The organism is Rahnella bruchi, from assembly GCF_003614975.1.
In the GTDB taxonomy this organism is placed as follows: domain Bacteria; phylum Pseudomonadota; class Gammaproteobacteria; order Enterobacterales; family Enterobacteriaceae; genus Rahnella; species Rahnella bruchi.
This window is the reverse complement of the sequence record NZ_QZWI01000003.1, coordinates 264,675-280,932: the sequence shown is the minus strand read 5'-3', so window position 1 is coordinate 280,932 and position 16,258 is coordinate 264,675. Positions and strand designations below refer to the sequence as shown.

Genomic DNA, 16,258 nt, shown 5'->3' with positions numbered 1-16,258 from the left:
GGGTAGAATTTTCCTTACTGCTTTCATTCAAAAAATTATGCTATCCAGAGCTGACGCTATGCAGAGTGCAACAATGAGCATTACCAAACACAAAGGATTGCTGGAACTGACGCGCACACTGCTGCTGCAACAGACCATGACATCGCTGCTGGAAACTCTGACTCAGGTGGTGCAGGGTGCCGGTATTGCTGACGCCGTGACGCTGGTTCTTTTCGACAGCCAGGCATCAGAAAACAAGAGTTTCAACAAGAGTGAACGGGTCAGTTTTTATGGTATCGATCCCCATCATCAGCCGGTCAGTTACGAAGATGAAACTCTGCTGGCGACGGGGCCGGTTCATGCCTTGCTGAGTAATCCAAAAATTCAGGTCTGGCGCAGTGATGCTTTGCATCTGCATTTCCCGCAGCTGAGCGCCCTAAACCTGTATCCGGCGTTTAGCGGATATTGTCTGGTGCCTTTGGTTGCCTCATCCGGTTTGCTGGGCGGCTGTGAGTTTACCCGCCAGAATGCTTCGCCGTTTAGCGAGGAAGACAAAAACGGTCTTCATGAGCTCTGTATGCTGGCGGCGATTGCGGTTGAACAAATCCAGCTGCGTGAAAATGCTCTGTTCCAGCAATCTCAGCTGCGCCACGAGCGTGACGATTTCCGCATTCTGGTTGATATCACTAACGCGGTTCTTTCTAAGCTGGATCTTGATGAACTGACCGGTGAAATCGCCAAAACCATTCATCATTTTTTCCACATTAATGCCATCAGCATTGTGCTGTGCGATGCACATAAAGACAGCGGACAGGCCAGCGTTTACGCCACACATTACGTACAAACTCACATTGCTGAACGTGAGCAGTCGCGCATGACACTCAGCGGTTCCCTCGAACAGCAGGTGATGAAAAGCGGCGAAATGCTGCTGACTAACGTGCGGCCTTCAGAAGAATTCGGGAGCGATGAGAGCACGCTGTTTCAGCTGCTGTGGCGTGATCAGACCAAAACTCTGTGCATTCTGCCGTTACGTTTTGGTCATAAAACACTGGGCGTGCTGAAACTGGCGCAGTGTCAGCCGGATAATTTCAACACGGCGAATTTACGGGTTTTACAGCAAATTGCCGAACGTATTGCGATTGCCGTGGATAACGCACTGGCCTATCAGGAAATCAAAAGCCTGAAGGAAAAACTGCAACATGAAAACCTGTATCTGACCGAGCAAATCAACAGCAATAACCCGGATTTCAGCGACATCGTCGGGCGCAGTCCTTCTATGTCTGCGGTGTTGAAACAGGTCGAGATCGTGGCGAAAAGCGACTGCTCGGTGCTGATCCTTGGGGAAACCGGCACCGGTAAAGAACTGATCGCCCGCGCCATCCATAACCTGGGCGATCGCCGTGATCAGCGCATGGTGAAAATGAACTGCGCGGCGATGCCGGCGGGCCTGATGGAAAGTGATCTGTTCGGTCATGAAAAAGGCTCATTCACCGGTGCCACGGCGCAAAGAATGGGGCGCTTCGAACTGGCGGATCAGGGCACGCTGTTTCTGGATGAAGTGGGGGAAATTCCGCTGGAGCTGCAACCCAAATTACTTCGCATCTTACAGGAACAGGAATTTGAACGGGTGGGCGGGAACAAACTGATCTCGGTGAATGTGCGCATGATTGCAGCCACCAACCGCGACCTGCGGCAGATGGTGGCCGACAAAGAATTTCGCAGTGACCTGTATTACCGGCTGAATGTATTCCCGATTGTTATTCCGCCGCTGCGGGAGCGTCCGGAAGATATTCCGCAGCTGGTGAAATTCCTCACCTATAAAATCGCCAAACGCATGAAGCGCACTATCGACAGTATTCCTGCGGAAACCCTGCGCCTGCTGAGCCGTATGCCCTGGCCTGGCAACGTGCGTGAACTGGAAAATGTCATTGAGCGTGCGGTGCTTCTGACCCGCGGAACGGTGCTGGATCTGCAACTTCCCGAGCTGAATTATCCGCTACCGATGGCGCATGTCGTCGCTCCATCGGTGCGGGAAAGTGCGCCAGCACCGCAACTGAGTGATGAAGACGAGCGGGAACGCATTCTGCTGGTTCTTAAAGACACCAACGGCGTGGTCGCCGGGCCCCGTGGTGCGGCTCAGCGGCTGGGGTTAAAACGCACCACGTTATTATCCCGAATGAAAAAGTTAGGAATTACCGCGCGTTGATTTTACCGGCTGTCTTCGGGCAGCCTTTCCCGTCACAGCGTAAACATTTTCCCGTGGCTGAATGACCAGTCTTCCGGCTGAGTAAAACTCACCACGACCATCACATCCGCCGGAGAAATCCCAAGTGCAGCGTGCAGATCGCCTGCCAGATGACGGAAAAATTCCTGTTTCTGGTTGCTGTTTCGCGGTTTGCCAGCGGTGATGTGAAACAGCAAAAAATCCTCTGAACGTTGATCATCTTTCCCGGACAGATACGTCGGGTTTATCACCCGCTGACGACGGCTGGCCGGTTCAAACAGCTGAAAACAGTCATCCGCCGGAACAGCGAAATGTTCCACCAGTGTGTTGTGTAAAATAGCGGATATGGCGTTCTGCCAGACATCTGCGCGGTGTTCGGGTAATGAAATTCGGGTAAAAGGCATCGTCAGTTTCTCTTGTGACTGGCTACGGGTTACTGATCATTGAGCGCGGCAAAACGGGTCAGGGCAGACGCAGCAGCAGGCCATCCGGCATAAAACGCCAGATGCGTGATCGTCTCTGAAAGTTCGGCGCGCGTGATGCCGTTTTTTACTGCCAGACTAAGATGAAAAGGCAATTGCTCGGTGCGGTTCAGGGCGATCAGCGCGGCAACAGTAATCAGGCTGCGGTCACGCGGGGACATTTCGTCTCTTTTCCATAAATCGCCAAACAGCACCTGTTCTGTCAGTTCGGCAAATTTAGGCGTCAGGCGCGACATGGTATCCAGCGTCTGTGTTTGGGATGAAGTTGTGCTCATATCAGGCTCCTTTTTGCGGGTGTGAAAAGGAGCATAAGGCGTTATGATTATCCTTAATATCGAAAATAACAGCAGTGTTGATCCATAAAAACGGGATGATTAAGCGTGGCAAAACGACCGGTGACTTTTGATGCAGAGGCGTTACGCAGTTTTGTTACCGGCATCGAGCTGGGCAGCTTTGTGCTGGCAGCAGACCGGCTGGGGCGCTCGACTTCCGCCGTCAGCGCGCAACTGAAAAAACTGGAGCAACAGGCCGGTACGGAACTGGTTCAGAAATCGGGACGGCATCTGATCCTGACAGAACGGGGCGAGGTGATGCTGAGTTATGCTCGGCGTATCCTCACCCTGAACGATGAAGCCAGCGCGGTCCTGCTCGCCAGCGCCCTGAAAGGCAGCATCAATCTGGGGATGCAGGAAGACTTCGGTGAAGCCCTGCTACCGGCACTCCTCGGTACATTCACCCGCGCGCATCCGCAGGTTCAGGTATCGGCCAGCATTACCCGCAACCAGCAATTACTCGACGGGATCCGCCATAACGAGTTTGACCTGGCGGTGTGCTGGCAGGCTGATGACGCGCCGCTTTTCCCGTCGAGCGTGTCACTCGGACGGATACCGCTGCGCTGGATTGGTCCTGAAAATTTCGACCTGAAACACTATCAGGAAACTTGTGAACCGGTGCCGTTGCTGGTTTTTGAAGCGCCGTGTCTGATGAGAAATGCCGCCACTACGGCGCTGGATAAAGCGGGTATTCCCTGGCGTATCGCGTTTACCAGCCGCAGCCTGAGCGGGATCTGGGCTGCAATGTCGGCGGGATTAGGCATTACCGTGCGCACCGATTTTGGCAGGCCGCAGACGGTCAGAATATTGAATGAGTTGCCCGAACCGGGCGAGGTAGGGATCAGCCTGCATCAGGGGCAGACGCCGCCCGGTGAGGCGGCGGTTTATCTGATCCAGGCGATCAACGATTTCTTCGCGGTGCGCTGCTGATAAGGTGCTGCTACTTTTTGGCAGGTTGCTGCCGGTAGTGCGCCAGACGTTCGCGGAAATATGCGCGCAGATGCTCCGGCTGCGCCATTTCAACTTCATCTGCATTCACCGGCAGATTATTGCGCTCACGCACTGCGACCGTCCCGGCAGCCAGCCCGGCACTCACTTTATCCATTTCTTCTTTACTCAGCCCTGCGAGATTGTTGTTCATTGTGGCTCCTTCTGCTGCCCGCTTTTGTCGGCAGGTATAAGTTTTATTCTACTGCATTTCCGGTCAATGATTTCAGCATGCCGTCAGCGCAATAAATTTCCAGCAAAGTCAGGTTAGTTTTCTGATGCTCAGATGACAGAAAATGGGCAATGCTGTTGAGGTCATCTTCTCCCCAGATAAAGATTTTGTCCGGGTGATAAAAATCATGATCTTTTATCGAGGCATTATTAGTAATCAGTTTTTTGTTGAAAGCCATGGCTTCTAGCGCGCGCAGTGTTAATCCGCTTTGACCCGGTTTATTAATTTCCAGCACGACAGAGGAGCGTTTCAGTTTCTCGATATTTTGCTGATAACTGAGTTTTTTATTGAAGCAGCAGTTCGGGTAATTCGGATCCTCAGCGTCCCCCCCCACCAGATAAAAGTCCGGCTGGCAGTGGTTTTCCCGCAATACCGGCGCCAGATCATTAATCAGATCTGCCCGGCAATCATCATAACCCCCGACATAAAAGCATGATTGTTCTGTCTGGGCATTTACCGGCTCAGCCGCTTGCGCAGCAAGGTCATTACGGGTGAACGGTAAAAACTGACTGACGTGCGACAGGCCGTACTTCCTGCAATCCTCGGGATCAAAACTATAAATAACATCAAAAACGGGTGTTGCTCTGTCGAGATAAATTTCGTCATCAGCAAGTAATTTTAACCTGCGTCTTTTCGCCGTCAGGGCAGCGACCGAATCGCGCAGCACCAGTATTTTTTTGCAACTCAGCAGTGCAAGGCAATCCAGCATCAAAAAAGCGCTGTAACCATTACAAATAACGATATCGTCTTTCGCGATGTGGCGGAATTTGATGGAGGAGTGCAGCCGATGGTGCCAGCTTTTCAGATGCTTCCAGGGCAATAAAGCACGAACAGATTTATAGTGTTTTTTGACGTGATAAATCGTATGCACATTAAATTCTTTTTTAAGTGCAGACGTCATCATCCTTTCGTATTCTGAGTTCCACTCGATGAAATGTATTTTCATTGCCCCTCCCTATTGCGCTGTAGTTTAGCATTCTCAGCCGTCAAAAGTGTCTGTGCGGGGAGGATTGATGGTCAATTTCACAATCGGTTTACAAAATCGACAAAAGCAGGCCATTATTTATGCTTCTTTTGCATGGAACGGAGCCTGAAAATGACGCGAATGACAGCTAAAGACTTTCCGCCTGAACTCCTCGAATATTTTGATTTCTACGTACACGGCAAAATGACCAAACGAGAATTTCTCGATCTCTCTGCAAAATTTGTCGCGGGCGGATTATCTCTGGCCGCGCTGACCACGCTGATGACCCCCAATTACGCCTACGCCGAACAGGTGGAATTCACCGATCCGGATATTGTGGCGCAATATATTCAGTACCCGTCGCCGCAGGGGCACGGGAGTGTGAGAGCCTATCTGGTGCGTCCGGCCAAAATGACCGGCAAAGTGCCGGGAGTCGTGGTGGTGCATGAAAATCGCGGCCTGAATCCTTATATCGAAGACGTGGCGCGGCGGGTGGCTAAAGCCGGATTTGTCGCACTGGCGCCGGACGGCCTGAGTTCAGTCGGCGGTTATCCGGGCAATGATGAAAAAGGGCGCGAGCTGCAACAAAAAGTCGATCCGGCCAAACTGATGAACGACTTTTTTGCTGCCGTTGAGTTTCTGATGCATCACGAAACGGCGACCGGTAAAGTCGGGATCACCGGTTTCTGTTATGGCGGCGGCGTGGCCAATGCGGCGGCAGTGGCCTATCCGGAACTGGCTGCGGCGGTGCCTTTCTATGGGCGTCAGCCAAAAGCTGAAGATGTGCCGCGTATCAAAGCACCGTTATTGTTGCACTACGCCGAACTGGATAAACCGATTACCGAAGGCTGGCCTGCGTATGAAGCGGCGCTGAAAGCCAACAATAAAGTCTATGAGGCGCATATTTATCCCGGCGTGAATCACGGTTTCCACAATGATTCGACCCCGCGTTATGACAAAGCAGCGGCGGATTTGGCCTGGGAAAGGACCATTGCCTGGTTCAAAAAGTATCTCGATCCGCAGACAGAAAAAGCATAAAAACGCTTAAACGCAAAAAGGGCGGGATCGCAAAATCCCGCCCTTTGTTTATTTGCTGCCAGCCTGTTACGACTTCAGCACGCCATCGAAATCAGAGGCATCGTGGCGTTCTTCCAGCTGTTCGTCGCCCCAGGTACGGTTGACGATACGGCCACGTTTTACCGCCGGACGGCTGGCGATATCAGCGGCCCAGCGCTGGAAATGCTTATAGGATTTGATGTCGAGGAACTCGGCGGATTCGTACAAGCCGCCCTGAGCCAGACTGCCGTACCAGGTGAAAATGGCGATGTCGGCAATGGTGTATTCCTCACCGGCAATAAAACGGTGCTCCGCGAGCTGGCGATCGAGCACATCAAGCTGACGTTTGGCTTCCATCGTAAAGCGGTTAATGGCGTATTCGATTTTGACCGGCGCGTAATGATAAAAATGTCCGAAACCGCCGCCCAAATAAGGGGCGGAGCCTTGCAGCCAGAACAACCAGTTGAGGGTTTCGGTGCGACCAGCGAGGTCTTTCGGCAGGAACTTACCAAATTTTTCTGCCAGATACAGCAGGATATTGCCGGATTCAAACACGCGGAGTGGTGGCGTGGCGGAGTTATCCAGCAGTGCCGGAATTTTTGAGTTCGGGTTAACGTCCACAAATCCGCTGGAGAACTGATCGCCTTCGTTGATGCGGATAATAAACGCATCATATTCCGCACCGCTGACGCCTTGTTCCAGCAATTCTTCCAGCAGGATCGTCACTTTCTGGCCGTTCGGTGTGCCAAGAGAATACAGCTGAAGCGGGTGTTTACCGACCGGCAGCGTTTTCTCATGTGTCGGGCCCGCTATCGGGCGGTTGATGTTCGAGAACTTGCTGACTTCGTCTTTATTCCAGGTCCAGACTTTCGGTGGCTGATACTGTTCTGACATGACATTCTCCGCATCTTTTTTTGAGGTTAAGACTCAAAAGTCTAGCAGGAGATAATCAACGATGACGCTGAGAATGTGCCCTGACGAGAGCAGGGCACAAAGATGTATCAATCCTGCATTAAAGCACTGCGCCCGCCATCCATTACGATGGTGGTTCCGGCAATAAAACCGGCTGCCGGACTGGCCAGATAAAGACAAAGCTCACCCACTTCTTCCGGCGTGCCGATGCGTCCGACCGGATGTTTTCTGAGCGTTTCCTGACGTGCCACCTCCCCGTCTTTATACGAATCAAACCATTCCTGGTTACCTGCTGTGTCGATAAAACCAGGAGCAATCCCCACGGTTCGCACAACCGGTCCCCATTCGATGGTCAGGCTTTGCACCAGCGATAGCAGGGCGCGTTTGGTGATGTTATACGGCGCACAGCCCGGCATGGTGGAAAACGCATGATTAGAGGTCATGACCAGAATGACGCCGTGGGATTTTTCCAGCATCGGACGGCAACATTTGGCGATATACCAGTGGGAACGCAGGTTCAGATCGAGATTGTGATGCCAGTCTTCAAGTTCACAATCAATACCTTTGAAGACGTTTTTACCGGCGTTGGACACCAGCACATCCAGCCGCCCAAAACGAGACACCACCTCGCTGATAAAGCGGGCGATAGAGTCCGTTTCGGTCATATCGACCGAATAATAAAAGAACTGTTCCGGAAACTGTTCCTGCAATTGTTGTGCGTGGGGCGCTTTTTCAAAAGACGAAAGCGCACAGCCAATCACGATATCGCCGTGCCCCAGAAAGGTGCTGGCGATGGCGTGGCCAATACCCTGGCTGGCACCGGTAACCATAACGACCCGCGGGAATTTGAGCGTGGTAGTCATACCTATTCCGCCTGATTAAAGTGAAAAATCGGTGATGAAAGTGTCGATTGCCTGATGATCTTCCGTCGTCAGCGTCCATCCCGGATGGCGGCAATAATCCGTCGCGATGATCCCGCGTTTATACAAAATGGTTTTTTCCACCTGAATGATGTACTCGCAATGCGTCATCCAGCGGCGGATCCACGGCAGCAGTTTGCCGTGCAGTTCCTGCGCTTCCTGCGACTTTCCTGCCTGACACAGACGATAAATCTGCACATAGATTTCACTGAACGAACAGCCCGGCATCACGCCTTTTCCGCCCGCCGCCAGCATTTGCAGCATATACAAACCGGCGTAACCGTTCAGCACGCTGGCCTGTGGTGCACGTTGTAAAAATTCGCGGGTGTATTCCACCGGCGGATTGCATTCAATTTTAAAAACCGCATGGGGGTATCGCGCCGCCACTTCACTGAGCTGTTCCGGCGTAATTGACAAACCGGTTTCACCCGGCGCGTACTGCACCATCACCGGAATATCCACGGCTTCCAGCACTGAAAAAATGTGGTGTGAAATCGCCGCCGCGTCTGGTTGCAGGAAAAACGGTGGCAACAGCATCAGGGCATCTGCGCCACGTTTTTGATAGTCGCGCGCCCGTTTCACCGCCACTTCAGTGCTGTGATCGGTGACTGACATGGCGCGAAAAATCCCGCTGCCGCTGAGTGTGGATAAAAACTGATCGGCGAGGCGCAGCCGTTCGCAGTCCTCAAGTTTGGGAAATTCGCTGGCGATACCAAACAGCGTCAGCCCCTGAATGCCGGTATCGGCAAGATGACTGAGTAACCGGTTAAAACTGGCATAGTCCGGTTCGCCCTGCGCAGTAAACGGCAGTGCGGCAATCGGATTGACGCCGCAAATATCAGAAGATGAATACATAATTATTCCTCGTCGCGGTCAGCTAACACCGCGCCCTGTGCAGCGGGCAGCGCCCAGCGGCGATATAAACGCAGAAATCCGCGTGGCACTTGTTTTTCGACGGGTACCCAATGCTTGCGGCGCTCGGCCAGCACTTCGGCGCTGACGTTGAGGGTCAGTTCGCGGGTGGGAATATTGATGGTGATGATGTCGCCATTTTCTACCAGCGCAAGATCTCCGCCGTCGCTGGCTTCCGGGGAAATATGGCCGACAAACAAGCCACGGTTTGAACCGGAGAAACGCCCGTCGGTGATCAGCGCGCAACTGTCAGACAATCCCATGCCTTCGAGGCATTTCATCGGCTTATACATTTCCGGCATGCCCGGTCCGCCTTTCGGCCCTTCATAACGCAACACCAGCGTGCTGCCCGGTGCGATGTCACCGGAAAGAATGGCGTCTACCGATTCCTGTTCGCTGTTAAATACCACCGCCGGACCGCTGAAAATCATCAGGTCTTCCGGCACCGCCGCCGGTTTCACCACGCAACCGAGCGGCGAAAGATTACCGTGCAGCACCGCGACACCCGCTTCGTTACGCACCGGAATGGCCAGTGTATGAATCACTTCTGGACGCCCGGTGCGGGGCTGTTGTGCCAGCCATTCTCCTTTGGTCTGACCGCTGACAGTCAGTGCATCCAGATTGATCAGCTCACTGATCTCTTTCTCGACCGCAGGCACGCCACCGGCTTCCCAGAAATCAATCATGTCGTATTCCGAGGCCGGATACAGTGCGGCGACCAGCGGAACGTGATGGCTCATTTTGTCGAATTCCAGCAGCGGCAGATGGCCGTATTCCGCTTCGTAATGAATAGCCTGTAAATGCAGGATCGCGTTGGTCGAGCCACCGGTGGCCAGCAGGTAAACCATGGCGTTACGGATGGATTCCGGTGTGATGATCTGGCGTGCATTCACGCCGCGTTTCACCAGATCCACCGCCGTCTGGCCGGTGCGGAAGGCGCATTCGCGGCGCTGCGGTGAAATGGCGGGCAGCGTGCTGCTGCCGGGTAAACTCATGCCCATCACCTCAGCAATACAGCACATGGTATTGGCAGTACCGTACATGGTGCAGGAGCCGGGGCCGGGCTCAGCAATATCTTCGATGTGGCGGAATTCTGCTTCGTCGATTTCACCGCGTTTTTTCCAGCCGATGGCTTCGGTCACGATGTTGCCGTCCCAGTCTTTGCCCTGATAACGCGCCGGATACATCGGGCCGCCGTTGACCAGAATGGCTGGAATATCCAGACGTGCTGCGGCCATCAGCATGGCGGGTACGATTTTGTCGCACGAACCGAGCATCACCATGCCGTCGAAACGGTGGGCGCGCATCATCACTTCTATGGAGCTGGCAATCACTTCGCGGGCAGCCAGAATGTAGCGCATGCCGAGATGGCCTTCGGCGATGCCGTCGCACGGCGCAATAGTGCCAAATACCATGCCGACGCCGCCCGCCTCGTCGATCCCTTTCAGCACTTCGGCGGTCAGCTCATTGAGATTGACGTGTCCGGCGGTCGCGTTGGTGTAGCTGTTGACCACCGCGATCACCGGACGGCGCAGCTGCTCGTCGGTATGGCCCATCGATTTGTACAGTGCACGTTTGAGCGCACCGTCATCTCCGCTTAATACCGGGTTAAAGTGGTCACCACAGGTACCACATCCGTTGCTGCATCCGCTCATACACTGCCTCTTTTTAATGATGATTCAACGTCGGTTTCAGCCGGTTTTTCAGGGCTGCGACGGGGATTAACCAGCCGTGCTGGTAACAAAAATATCAATGGCGCACACAGCAGCAGAAACGCGGCGAGAATATACAGGCCTGAATTGGTGCTGCCGGTATTGTCTTTCAGCCAGCCGAGAACGGTCGGGCCGAAGAATCCCGCCAGATTGCCGACCGAGTTGACGAGCGCGATACCAGCCGCCGCGGCAGTGCCGGAAAGTAATGTGCCGGGCAGGCTGATATAAGTCGGGATTAGCGCCAGCGTTCCGGACATCGCCAGGCAAATCCAGGTCATCATCCATATCGTCGAACCGCTGCAATACGCGCTGAGGCTCAGGCCGACCGCACCAACAATGGCCGGAATAGCGATATGCCAGCGGCGTTCGCAGCGTAAATCTGAATGGCGGCTGTTCCACACCATGAATATGGCGCCGAAAACGTACGGCAGGGCGGCGAGCAGGCCGATGTGAAAATCATCGGTAACGCCGGACGATTTGATGATCGACGGTAGCCAGAAATTAATGCCGTAGTAGCCGATGTTAAAGCTGAAGAAAATCAGCGCCAGCAACCAGACATAACCATTTTTAAACATCAGTTTCAGGCTTTGCGGCGGTTTACCGGCATTAGCCATCAGGCTGCGCAGTCGGTCTGTCTCCAGGTCATCGGCGACAATTACTTTTTCTTCGTCAGTCAGCCAGCGGGCAGATTTTACGTCGTTATCAAGATATTTGAGGACGACGAACGCCAGAAGGAAAGACGGAATGGCTTCCACCACAAACAGCCATTGCCAGTTGTGCAGGCCATCGACGCCTTCAAAGGTTTTGAGGATCAAACCGGAAAGCGGACTGCCCACAATGGTGGAGAGCGGGGTGACCAGAATGAACAGGCCGAGGGTGCGAGCCGAGCGCCATGACGGGAACCACAGCGTGAGATAGAACACGATGCCGGGAAAGAAACCGGCTTCGGCCACGCCAAGCAGGAAGCGCAGAACATAAAATTGCGTCGGGGTTTTTACGAAGATCATCGCGGCCGACAGCACCGCCCAGCTGATCATAATCCGCGCTATCCAGAAGCGCGGGCCGTAACGCTGCATCATCAGATTGCTTGGCAGTTCAAACAGAAAATAGCCGATGAAGAAGATACCGGCACCGAAGCCGTAAACCGTATCACTGAAATTCAGCGCATCCTGCATGTGCAGTTTGGCAAACCCGATGTTGACGCGGTCCAGATAAGCGAAGAAATAGCACAAGATCAAAAAGGGGATCAGGCGGCGCGTTATTTTGCCGTACACCGCGCTGATTTTATTTTCAGAAAGTGATGACGCCATTTTTCTGACCTCTCATTTTCCCTCCGGCGGGAGGGGGTTAGTTGAATTACAGCGAGCTGCCGATGCTTCTCAGCGGCAGACCGGCCATCAGGTTTTTCTCGATGTTTTCCAGCGAAATGTTTTTGGTTTCGGGAACGAAAAGCAGGGGCAGATTTTTCACCGGATTTGCGCCTGATCCCACGCCGCTTTGTAAGCCTGAGCGCGTTCGCGAAGAGCCGTCAGGGAAATCCCCGGCTGATACAGGCCACCGCCCAGTCCGAAACCGTTCGCACCGGCTTGCAGATAACGGCGCATCTGCGCGGAATCTGCGCTGATCCCGCCGACCGGCAGGCAGACCGCCTGCGGGGGCAAAACGGCGCGCAGCGCTTTGGTCACCTCCGGGGTAACAAGCTCAGCCGGGAACAGTTTGATGGCGCTGGCACCGGTACGCAGGGCGGAAAAGGCTTCGCCGGGTGTCGCAATGCCGGGCAGACTAAACAGACCGAGTTCGCAGGTGGCGCGGATAACGCAAAGGTCGGCGTTCGGCGAAATAATCAGCTGACCCCCTGCATCCGCTACCTGATGCACCTGATGTTCAGAGAGCACGGTACCCGCGCCCACAAATCCGTTGTCACCCACCACTTTTGCCATGATGGCAATCGACTCCAGCGGTTCCGGACTGTTGAGCGGCACTTCCAGCCAGCTGAATCCGCATTCCAGCAGGGTACGCGCCACACCTTGCGCTTCGGCGGGTGTCACGCCACGTAAAATGGCGATAAGCGGCAGCGCACCCTGCTGCCAGCGGTCTGAGAATTCCAAATAATTCATACGATTTCTCCATCAAGGCTCTGATAAATCAGACTCATACCCCTGGTGAAGCAGTCGTTGCCATCGGCGGCATAAAGAGTGATATCCAGCAGGTGGCCTGCGCGGGTATAACGTTCAGTCAGTTCCGGTGAGCCGACGATCCAGGCTTCGTTTTGCGGCAGCTCGCGCAATTCCGCGCCAATCAGTAGACCGGAGAGATAGCTGGCAATCTGGTCAGGTGCCAGCGTGTCGTTCAGGCGCAAGGTGCGCGCGGAGAACAGCGCGTTACTCAGGCAGGGCGCGTGTTGGGCGTTTTTTACACCTAGTGCAAAGGCCGTATTCTCTTCCGTTGCCTGTGGCAGATCCCGCCCGAGCAGTGAATGGCTGAGCATCACGGCGTAAATTTCGCCGGTCATAAACGTGCTGAAACAGCGGATTTTTCCGTGATGCAGTACCGCATGTTTGCTGTGAGTGCCGGGCAGGATGACGTGATGTTCCCGCTGCGGGTACAGCGCCGCCAGCCCGACCAGCTGCACTTCTTCGCCACGCATCACATCCGGCAAACCACTGGCATTGTTCCCGATGGCACCGGGCACAATCTGACACGGGCTTCCCCACGGGGTTGGCACGGCAACGACGTGTTGCGCCAGTTGCTGATAACCGACAGGCAGCGTGACATACGGCACTTCCCGCCAGCCTTGTTGTGAGCCGACCATGCCAGCCATCAGCACCGGCAATGACGTACACCGGTCGAGCCAAGGCTGGATCAGCGGTTGCAGTGCCGCAGCAAACTGCCGGTCGCGGACCTGCATCAGGCCGCAGGGGGCACTGATGCTGTCGGTGCATAGATTTTCATTCATCAAAAACGCCCGGAAATTGGAGGTTCCCCAGTCGATAGCAATCCAGTCTTTTTTCATCGCATCCTCATTCTTGAGTTACAACAAGTTCATTCTTGTAATACAAGAATGATGAAGACAAAATGACCTTAGATCTGTGAGGGAGATCAGAAGTCAGTAAATTGGGAGAAAATGAGGATCAGAAGAAGTGCTGATACTTTTCCGGGATTTCGCGCCAGATATGTTTGTGTGCAGCGCTGAGCAGGAGGTTGCGCATACACTGACGCGCCGCATCCGGTTGTTTCAGGCGGATCGCTTCCAGTAAATCACGGTGCTGCAGAACGGCTTCCTGCGTCAGTTGCAGATCGTCTTCCAGTGTTTGTTTGAAAGACAGCAGCATAGCGGCAGAAAGTGCATTACCGACCGACGCCAGGAAAGGGTTGTGGCAGGCCCTGAGTACGGCGGTGTGGAATGCCAGATCGCCACTTTCAAATTGTGCCGCACTGTTATTTTTCTGGCCGGACTGCATGGTTTCCAGCGCTCCTTCAATGGCGGCCAGATCATGGCCGCTGGCATTGAGCGCCGCCATAGCCGCGACATCCGGCTCAAAGATAAGACGCGTCAGCATCAGTTGCTCGACCAGCTCAGACTCAATCCCGACGTCTTCCAGCCACGACAGCACTTCAGCATCGAGAAAGCTCCACTGCTCGCGGGGCGTCACGGTGCTGCGGCGTTTGGCCTGGATCAGCAACATCCCTTTCGCGCCGAGAACCTGAAGTGCATTTCTCACTGAGGTGCGTGATGCATCGTACTGTTGCGCCAGCTCATTTTCTCCTGGGATCGGCATCCCGACGCCCAGCTCGCCGCGGATAATACGCAGGGCCAGATCACGGGTAATCGATTCAGAAACAGAAGAAGTGAGTTTGTTCATCAGGGTCTCAGTAGTGAGGTTCAGGGATGGGACAGGCGCGATAATCGTAACATCTTACTGAATTTCTTCCACCATCCAGTCGTGAAATGCCTGCACTTCAGGGCGTTGTAAGGATTTTGCAGAACTGACTAAAAATATGGCGATTTAGCTGGGTAGCAACGGTATCCGCGTAAACGCCGTATCACCGGCGGTAGTGCAGACGCCGATTTACGAAGGTTTTATTGCGAAAGATGAAGTAGAAGGTGTGATGAACAGCTTTAACAGTTTCCATCCGATTGGCCGCGTCGGTACGCCGCGCGATGTCGCGGAAACTGTTGCGTTTCTGCTGAGCGAAAAAGCGGCCTGGGTTACCGGAGCTATCTGGGATATCGACGGCGGCGTGATGGCCGGTCGCAACTAATCATCCTCGTCTTTTACAAACCGGCAGGCTGCGGATACAACCCTTTGCGCTTCCATTTCACATCGGCCACCGACTGGCCGGTGTGAATTTTGCCTTGCAGCAACAGGTTGAATTTAGCGCCCGCGGGCCGTGTCAGGCGATTTTGCAGGATATACACCGCTTCACTGCCAAGTTCCCGGCAGGGCAGCATGACCGAGGTGAAATCCATCGGTGACAGAGTTTTCTGCTCGTGCTCAAAATCCATGCTGATCACTGAAATATCCTGCGGTACCTGAATTCCGAGGGCGCTCAGGGCTTGCAGTGTGGCGTGCGCAATAGGTGTGCTGCCGCAGATAATGGCCGACGGCAGGGATTCCGGTTTGCGCTCCCGCAGATATTTTTCAAAACTTTCCCGCGCCTGTTCTTTCCCGTTACCGTGATTAATCAGCAGATGCGTCGCTTCGTCGAACACAATGTGATGTTCCAGACAGGCTCGTTTGAAGCCGTCCAGCCTTTGCATCATGGTTTCACGTCGTAAATCGGTGAACAGCAACACCGGACGATGTCCTTTCTGAAAAAGAAAATTTGCCGCGCTGTAACCGATGGAATAATGATCCGCTGACACGCAATCGAGCCGCATTTCTCGGTCTTTGGCATTGATCATCACCACAGGTTTATTGGCCTCTGCTGCCAGCCGGTAAAGCATGTCGTCATCGATTCCGATAATAATAATGCCGTCCACGTCAGTCTGGTGCAGCGCCTGCATGAACGTGGCGATATCCGGATCATTAACCTTCAGGGCGCATTTACGAATGTGAATATCGAAACGTGCGACTTCGGCAGTGATTTGCTGAATGGCTTCGTAATAATAGAGGTCTTCATACGGCGAGTAAGCTTCGGGCGGCGCGCATATTAACAGTGAGTTCATTAACAGTCGGCTGGAGGGAATGTCGCGTAAAATACCCATGTTTCTGGCATGGTTAAATACTTTTTCTTTTGCCTGAGGACTGACATTCGATTTGCCCGCCAGCACACGGGAAACAGTGCTCGGAGAAAGCCCGGTTAACTCCGCAATTTGCCTGATTTTTAATTTTCCCGTCATTTTGTGATCAACACCTCATTAGAGTATGGACTTATTACCACGGTTAACTGCCTGTAATTATTCAGCTATTCTCCATCATAGCAAAACCATTCTGTCGCACTGCAATTCCTGTCACAAATAGCGATTGTTGGAAAAAAAAGCGATTACTACTCTCCAGAATATAAACCTCAGAAACCAAAATAAGGTATTTAACCGGACGGAA

Annotated in this window: 16 protein-coding genes and 1 pseudogene; 4 read left to right on the top strand and 13 right to left on the bottom strand. The window is 53.6% G+C overall.

Translation table 11 applies throughout. The features are described from left to right. The first annotated feature begins 73 nt into the window (after window positions 1-73). On the top strand, window positions 74-2,185 hold the full coding sequence (gene flhA / locus D5398_RS08465; RefSeq protein WP_415838454.1) for a formate hydrogenlyase transcriptional activator FlhA: 2,112 nt from the start codon (window positions 74-76) through the stop codon (window positions 2,183-2,185). A gap of 32 nt (window positions 2,186-2,217) precedes the next feature. Here flhA and D5398_RS08460 read toward each other — a convergent pair whose 3' ends face one another. Continuing rightward, window positions 2,218-2,607 (bottom strand): tautomerase family protein, encoded by a 390-nt coding sequence (locus D5398_RS08460; RefSeq protein ID WP_120507205.1) that lies wholly within the window; start codon window positions 2,605-2,607, stop codon window positions 2,218-2,220. Window positions 2,608-2,636: 29 nt separating this feature from the next. Beyond that, a complete protein-coding gene (locus D5398_RS08455) occupies window positions 2,637-2,960 on the bottom strand; it encodes a carboxymuconolactone decarboxylase family protein (RefSeq protein WP_120507204.1) in 324 nt (107 codons plus the stop codon). Between the two features lie 105 nt (window positions 2,961-3,065). Here D5398_RS08455 and D5398_RS08450 point away from each other — a divergent pair, with 105 nt between their 5' ends. Continuing rightward, window positions 3,066-3,947, top strand: a complete 882-nt coding sequence (locus tag D5398_RS08450; protein ID WP_120507203.1) for a LysR substrate-binding domain-containing protein — start codon at window positions 3,066-3,068, stop codon at window positions 3,945-3,947. 10 nt (window positions 3,948-3,957) lie between these two features. Here D5398_RS08450 and D5398_RS08445 read toward each other — a convergent pair whose 3' ends face one another. Both D5398_RS08445 and D5398_RS08440 read right to left on the bottom strand, forming a co-directional pair. Beyond that, on the bottom strand, window positions 3,958-4,158 hold the full coding sequence (locus D5398_RS08445; protein ID WP_120507202.1) for a DNA polymerase III subunit theta: 201 nt from the start codon (window positions 4,156-4,158) through the stop codon (window positions 3,958-3,960). A 43-nt stretch (window positions 4,159-4,201) separates the two neighbouring features. Further along, a complete protein-coding gene (locus D5398_RS08440) occupies window positions 4,202-5,182 on the bottom strand; it encodes a WaaS/CpsH family glycosyltransferase (protein WP_120507201.1) in 981 nt (326 codons plus the stop codon). 150 nt (window positions 5,183-5,332) lie between these two features. Between D5398_RS08440 and yghX the strand changes: the two genes are divergently transcribed. After that, window positions 5,333-6,238 (top strand): YghX family hydrolase, encoded by a 906-nt coding sequence (yghX, locus tag D5398_RS08435; protein WP_120507200.1) that lies wholly within the window; start codon window positions 5,333-5,335, stop codon window positions 6,236-6,238. Window positions 6,239-6,304: 66 nt separating this feature from the next. Here yghX and yghU read toward each other — a convergent pair whose 3' ends face one another. From yghU to D5398_RS08395, 8 genes are all read right to left on the bottom strand, one after another. Beyond that, window positions 6,305-7,150, bottom strand: a complete 846-nt coding sequence (yghU, locus tag D5398_RS08430; protein ID WP_120507199.1) for a glutathione-dependent disulfide-bond oxidoreductase — start codon at window positions 7,148-7,150, stop codon at window positions 6,305-6,307. A 107-nt stretch (window positions 7,151-7,257) separates the two neighbouring features. Beyond that, window positions 7,258-8,031, bottom strand: a complete 774-nt coding sequence (locus D5398_RS08425; protein WP_120507198.1) for an SDR family NAD(P)-dependent oxidoreductase — start codon at window positions 8,029-8,031, stop codon at window positions 7,258-7,260. 15 nt (window positions 8,032-8,046) lie between these two features. After that, a complete protein-coding gene (locus D5398_RS08420; protein WP_120507197.1) occupies window positions 8,047-8,943 on the bottom strand; it encodes a dihydrodipicolinate synthase family protein in 897 nt (298 codons plus the stop codon). A gap of 2 nt (window positions 8,944-8,945) precedes the next feature. Beyond that, the gene (gene ilvD, locus D5398_RS08415) at window positions 8,946-10,655 is read right to left on the bottom strand and encodes a dihydroxy-acid dehydratase (protein ID WP_120507196.1); all 1,710 of its coding nucleotides are present in this window, start codon (window positions 10,653-10,655) and stop codon (window positions 8,946-8,948) included. Then, window positions 10,652-12,022, bottom strand: a complete 1,371-nt coding sequence (locus D5398_RS08410; protein WP_120507195.1) for an MFS transporter — start codon at window positions 12,020-12,022, stop codon at window positions 10,652-10,654. Before D5398_RS08410 ends, ilvD begins: the two co-directional genes overlap by 4 nt. A gap of 156 nt (window positions 12,023-12,178) precedes the next feature. Then, window positions 12,179-12,829 (bottom strand): 2-dehydro-3-deoxy-6-phosphogalactonate aldolase, encoded by a 651-nt coding sequence (locus D5398_RS08405; protein WP_120507194.1) that lies wholly within the window; start codon window positions 12,827-12,829, stop codon window positions 12,179-12,181. Continuing rightward, complete coding sequence (locus D5398_RS08400) at window positions 12,826-13,725, bottom strand: 2-dehydro-3-deoxygalactonokinase (RefSeq protein WP_120507193.1); 900 nt, start codon at window positions 13,723-13,725, stop codon at window positions 12,826-12,828. The genes D5398_RS08405 and D5398_RS08400 overlap by 4 nt, the downstream gene beginning before the upstream one ends. Window positions 13,726-13,843: 118 nt before the next feature. Beyond that, window positions 13,844-14,575 (bottom strand): FadR/GntR family transcriptional regulator, encoded by a 732-nt coding sequence (locus tag D5398_RS08395; RefSeq protein WP_120507192.1) that lies wholly within the window; start codon window positions 14,573-14,575, stop codon window positions 13,844-13,846. Between the two features lie 124 nt (window positions 14,576-14,699). Between D5398_RS08395 and D5398_RS08390 the strand changes: the two are divergent. Beyond that, window positions 14,700-14,975, top strand: a pseudogene (locus D5398_RS08390) (SDR family NAD(P)-dependent oxidoreductase); the annotation flags it as partial. 13 nt (window positions 14,976-14,988) lie between these two features. On the opposite strand, the gene D5398_RS08385 reads toward D5398_RS08390, so the two are convergent. Next, the gene (locus D5398_RS08385; protein WP_120507191.1) at window positions 14,989-16,056 is read right to left on the bottom strand and encodes a LacI family DNA-binding transcriptional regulator; all 1,068 of its coding nucleotides are present in this window, start codon (window positions 16,054-16,056) and stop codon (window positions 14,989-14,991) included. Window positions 16,057-16,258 lie beyond the last annotated feature (202 nt).